General features: G+C 61.9%; 5 protein-coding genes. 1 reads left to right on the top strand and 4 read right to left on the bottom strand.

The window, feature by feature from the left end; genetic code table 11:
* Positions 1-1,048, bottom strand: a 1,048-nt coding sequence (locus ACESMT_RS14225) for a CHASE3 domain-containing protein (RefSeq protein ID WP_372827251.1), incomplete at its 3' end; no start/stop codon positions are given.
* Between the two features lie 68 nt (positions 1,049-1,116).
* The gene (locus ACESMT_RS14230) at positions 1,117-2,034 is read right to left on the bottom strand and encodes an alpha/beta fold hydrolase (RefSeq protein ID WP_372827254.1); all 918 of its coding nucleotides are present in this window, start codon (positions 2,032-2,034) and stop codon (positions 1,117-1,119) included.
* 7 nt (positions 2,035-2,041) lie between these two features.
* On the opposite strand from ACESMT_RS14230, the gene ACESMT_RS14235 reads away from it, so the two are divergent.
* Complete coding sequence (locus tag ACESMT_RS14235; RefSeq protein ID WP_372827252.1) at positions 2,042-3,922, top strand: acyl-CoA synthetase; 1,881 nt, start codon at positions 2,042-2,044, stop codon at positions 3,920-3,922.
* Between the two features lie 4 nt (positions 3,923-3,926).
* Here ACESMT_RS14235 and ACESMT_RS14240 read toward each other — a convergent pair whose 3' ends face one another.
* Positions 3,927-5,078: an ATP-binding protein gene (locus tag ACESMT_RS14240; protein ID WP_372827253.1), complete on the bottom strand. Its 1,152-nt coding sequence runs from the start codon at positions 5,076-5,078 to the stop codon at positions 3,927-3,929.
* Between the two features lie 148 nt (positions 5,079-5,226).
* The gene (locus ACESMT_RS14245) at positions 5,227-5,355 is read right to left on the bottom strand and encodes an IS3 family transposase (protein WP_372827255.1); all 129 of its coding nucleotides are present in this window, start codon (positions 5,353-5,355) and stop codon (positions 5,227-5,229) included.
* Between the last annotated feature and the right edge of the window lie 3 nt (positions 5,356-5,358).

Here is a 5,358-nt window from a genome sequence, read left to right on the forward strand (position 1 = left end):
CCGGAACAATCAACACATGACGTGGCGCGGTCTGGCCCAGGCCGGAGCTGATGGTCAGGTAGCTGTCAGGCAGGTCGTCGAGCTGCAACACGCGGTTTTCGAGCGCGGCCTGGCCGATCAGGCCTTCGGCGCTGTAAAACGACTGCGGCCTGTCCTCGTTGTCCTTGCTGAAGCCATAGGCGGCGATGCGCCGCAGGCTGCCAGTGTCTTCGCGCACATACAGGGCCGCGACCGCGACGCCCAGGTAATGCGCGAGGAAGTCCAGCGAACTGCGGCCCAGCGGCGCCAGCGCCTGCTGGCCAATCATCTGCTCGGCCAGCCGGGTCTGGCCGCTGCGCAGCCAGGCCACTTCCTGCAGCACTTCGGCATCGTCCGCCTGCCGCTTGAGCGCCACGTCGTAGGTCTCCGACAGGCGCAGCAGCTCGCGGCGGCCAAAAAAGGCCAGCAAACCGCTGACGCCCAGCGTAAAGACCAGATAGCCGACGATGATCCACACGGTGGTGCTTCGCGCGTCTTCGGTGCGCTCCTGCAGCAGCGACTGTTCGGTGGTGATGAAGCCGCGGAACTCACGGCGCGTTTCATCGGTGAGCCTTTTGCCCAAGCCGGCCCGGATGGCCTCCTGGAATTCCTGCTTGTTGCGGCGTACCTCAATGCCCTTTTGCGCAAATTCGTTCCACTGGGACTGTAGCTCGCCAATGCGCTTGAGACGGTCAACCTGGGCCGGGTTGTCGCTGACCAGTTGGATCAGGGCGTCCAGCTCGCCATCCAGCCGTGCCTTGGCGACGTCATAAGGCTGCAGAAAGTTTTCATCGCCGGTGATCAGGAAGCCGCGCATGCCAGCCGACATTTCGACGGGGAGCTTGGATACTTCGTTGGCCTTGTTGATGACGTGCTGGGTGCGGTCCACCCAGTTCAGTGTCGACAGGAGAAAGAAGATGAGGCCGAAAAAAAGTGCGGCGCTGAGCGCGCCCATGCCGAGCGGCAGGCTGACGTTGCGCGTCAGAATACGGCGAAAGTTGTCCTGCGGGTTATAGATTGGCTCGGTCATCTTGGCTCCGCCTCGTAGGCGCAAAAAGCCTTAGTGTGGCGTAGAACCGCCACTTTTCATGTAGGCCGTCATCCCGTCACGAAGTTTTCAATCAGGGTGGCCAGCGCCTCGGGCTGGTCGTGGTGCAGCATGTGGCCGGCGTCCTGAACGACGGCGGTACTGACCTGCGGCACGGCTTTCAGCCGCTCGTGGTACTCGGCCAGGGCGTATTTGCCCTGCCACCATTTGCCGAGGGAGTCGTCCGAGGCTTCAACGGCCAGCGTGGGCGCGCTGATACGCTGGTAGATCTCCAGCACTTCATCAACCCGGTAAAGCTGCGCGTTGGTAATCTTGTGGGCTGCATCGCCCAGAATGTTCCATTGCCCCTGGGCATCCGGGCTGGCCCAATGCCGCGCCAGCCAGTCGGCCTTGTCCTGGGACAGCCGCGGGTTGGTGCGCATCAGCCGCCTCGCCACGCCATCGACATCGTTATAAGGTTTAAGCGCCATCTCGCCCTTGTGCAGGCTTTTGAGCTCGTCCATCCATTTGGCAAAGCGCCCGGGTGCCTGGCTGGGCCGCGTGGCTGGCATGCCAAAACCTTCCAGATTGATGAGCTTGCGAATGCGCTCGGGCCGCACGCCGGCGTACAACATGGCCACATTGCCGCCCATGCTGTGGCCCACCAGGTCCACCGACTGGCCGGGCGCGTAATGGTCCAGCAGGAAATCCAGGTCGGCCAGGTAGTCGGGAAACCAGAAATTGTCAGCGCCGTTGGCGCCGGTTTTTCCGTAGCCGCGCCAGTCGGGTGCGATGATGCTGCGACCCCGCGTAAACGCTTCGGGCAAGGCATCCACCACAAACTGGTAAGAAGCTGCCACGTCCATCCAGCCGTGCACCAGCACCAGGGGTGGCAGGCTGCCTGGCACCTCGCCCCAGTGAAGGACGTGGTAATTGATGCCGCGTATAGGGACAAACTCGCTGCGGGAAAGGCGTTTTTCTTTGTACATTGACACGATGATAAAGAGACTTCCATTGCGGCGCAGTCAAGGCAGGGACAAACCCGCCGCGCCTGCCCCTGACAGCTACACCGCCCTCTGCGAGGGATTCCGCTGGCAGGTGGACACTTATTTCAACATCGCTCAGGTGTGCTGCCGGCGCTGGGCCGACGCGGACGCCGATGCGCCGGATGCTACGAAAAGAATAGCTATCCGCGACCATCAGCCAAGGGCTGGAGGCACTTTTTATACCTATTCCCAGCTTCAGCAGGCGGCCGATGCACTCAGCCATGTGCTGGTCCAGCTGGGCGTGCAGCGGGGTGACCGTGTGGCCATTGTGATGCCGCAGCGTTTTGAAACGGCGGTGGCCTATATGGCGGTATTCCAGATGGGTGCGGTCGCCATGCCGCTGTCCATGCTGTTTGGCCCCGACGCGTTGGCATACCGTTTGCAGGACAGCCACGCGGTACTGGCGATAGGTGATGAAAGCGCCATCACCAGCCTCAAAGCCATACGCACCAGCTGCCCGGCGCTGCGCACGGTGATCGCCGCGGGCGAGGCCGCAGGCCAGGGGGACATTGACTACGAATCGGCGCTGGCCAGCCACCAGCGGGCCTTCATCGCCGTGAAGACCAAAGCCGACGAGGCGGCCATCCTGATCTACACCAGTGGTACCACCGGACCGCCCAAGGGCGCGTTGCTGGCGCACCGCGCGCTGATCGGCAATTTGCCGGGTTTTGTCTGCAGCCAGAACTGGTTTGGGTTTGATGGCAAAAGCAACGCCGTGTCTGATGCGGTGTTCTGGTCTCCGGCAGACTGGGCCTGGACGGGCGGCCTGATGGATGCCTTGCTGCCCACGCTTTATTTCGGCCGTCCCATCGTCGCTTTCAACGGGCGCTTCAGCCCCGAACTGGCTTTCAGCCTGATGGAGCACCAAGGCGTGACACACACCTTTTTGTTTCCGACCGCGCTCAAGGCCATGATGAAAGCCTTTCCGCAGCCGCGTCGGCGGTTCAAGCTGAAGCTTCAGGCCATGATGAGCGCCGGTGAAGCTGTGGGTGACACGGTGTTTTCCTGGTGCCGCGATGAGCTGGGGGTGGTTGTCAATGAGATGTTTGGCCAGACCGAGATCAACTACGTGGTCGGCAACTGTTCGATGAATGTGGCCCCCACGCTCGGCACTGGCGTGTCGTCGCTGCCCCCCGGGGGGGCGCGACCCGCCTTGGGGCAGCCCGGCGGCTGGGTCGGTTGGCCGGCCAAGCCCGGCAGCATGGGCAAGGGCTACCCCGGCCATCGGGTTCAGGTGATCGACGACGAGGGCAGGCAATGTGCGGCCGGTGTGCCTGGCGATGTGGCGGTCAACCGCTTTGACGTCCATGGCGATCCAGATCCGATCTTTTTTCTGGGCTACTGGAAGAAGGAAGCGGCCACGCAGGCCAAGTTCACCGGCGACTGGTGCCGTACCGGTGATCTGGCCATACGCGATGCGGACGGTTACCTCTGGTACCAGGGCCGCGCGGATGACGTGTTCAAGGCGGCTGGCTACCGCATCGGCCCGGGTGAAATCGAAAACTGCCTGGTCAAGCACCCGGCCGTCGCCAACGCCGCCGTGGTGCCCAAGCCGGACCGCGAACGCGGCGCGCTGGTCAAGGCCTATGTCGTTCTTGCTCCTGATTTTATAGCTGCTCGCGCCCGTCAGGCGGGAGCTGAAGGCCAGTTTGACCATAAATTGGTGGTGGTGCTGCAAAACCACGTCAAAGGGCTGCTGGCGCCCTACGAGTACCCGAAGGAAATTGAATTCATCGACGCCCTGCCCATGACCACCACCGGCAAGGTGCAGCGGCGTGTGCTCAGGCTGCAGGAGGAAGAACGCTTCCGCCGGGCTTCAGGCCAAGTCTGACCGTTTACGCCAGGGCTGCGACTTTAGTGCCCGCCGTGCGCGGCAGGCTGACGATGAAGGAGGTGCCAGTGGAGGCATCCGATTCGACACCCATGCTGCCGCCATGGGCGCGCACGATTTCCTGGCAGATAAAAAGGCCGAGTCCCAGCCCGCTGGGCTCTCTGCGCTCTTCTTGCTCAAGCACCACTCCCCTGACAAGGGGCTTGAATATCTGCTCGCGCTCCTTGACCGGAATCGCTTTACCCTGGTTGTGGACCGAGAAAAATACCTGGTCCTTGCTTTCCCACATACGCACCGTCACCGGCTCGCCAGGCGCGCCGTAGGAGATGGCATTGGCGAGCAGGTTGGACAGCAGTTGCCCCATGCGGCCTTCGTCCCAGCTGCCATGAAAATCGCCCCGGCTGTTCAGGCGCAAGACCGTCTTGGGGTTGCGCACCCGAGTTTCTTCCAGAATCTTGCCGAACTGGGTGACGAGGTCACCGGGTTGCGGGGCAATCGGCATGATGCCGTCTGATTGCGCCCGTGTGAAGTCCACCACATGTTCGATCACCTGTTTGATCCGGACCACGCTGTTGATAATGGCCTCAGCCGCCTGCGCCGGTAATTGACCCGACCGAACCAGCAAATGCGCGGACATGGAGATGGTACCCAGCGGGTTGCGGATGTCATGCCCCAGGATGCCGATAAACAGGTCGGTCGATTTTTTGGTCTGGTCCGTGTAGCGCGCCACCGACTCTGCAATTGCCTGGTCCATGGCCTCGTTGAAGCGGATCAGGTCGCGCATGTCATTGTCGTGATCGCGCCCCCCGCCAGCGCTGGTCCAGAGTCGAATCACGCTTGCCCGCATGGCGCGGTACTCGGTGATCATCGCGTCGATGGCAAACCCGGACACCATGCGTGTGTCGGCGTGCGTTTCTGCGGCCGTGTCCAGGGCACTGGCACTGCGCGGGCCTTCCCCCCGGGATTTTTCTTCCTGCTCGGCGTCGCTTTGCGGCGTTTCCAGATCCTCCGCAATCGAAGTGAGTATCTGGCCCGCATGGTCCCTCAGGGCCTTCTGGTCCAGGCTGCGCCCTTCATGGGCAACCGTGGCGGCGAACTCGTCCCAGGCGGTCAGGATTTGCGCCGAGTGGGTCCGCAGAAAGTTGGAAAGTCGCATGGTGAACCTTGGGTGGAAGGGGAGGGGCGCGCGGGAAGCGTCATCGCTCGTCCCCACCCTAGTACTGCAACTCAGAAATAAAGAAACATGAAAACGCGTCTTTTCCCGCCTGGCGTTGTTGTTCGTCGTTGCCATAGCTATGTGGTGGTCAAGTAATTTCGGACAGTTCGCTAGGTTTTTCAGATGTCGATTTACGCTCGAAAGCGTTGGGTGACATGTTGCCCAGTTTTGAGTGCAGCCTTGTTGCGTTGTAAAAGCCAACAATGTAGTCGGCAATATC

It is taken from the genome of Polaromonas sp. (genome assembly GCF_041689105.1).
Classification (GTDB): Bacteria; Pseudomonadota; Gammaproteobacteria; order Burkholderiales; family Burkholderiaceae_C; genus Polaromonas.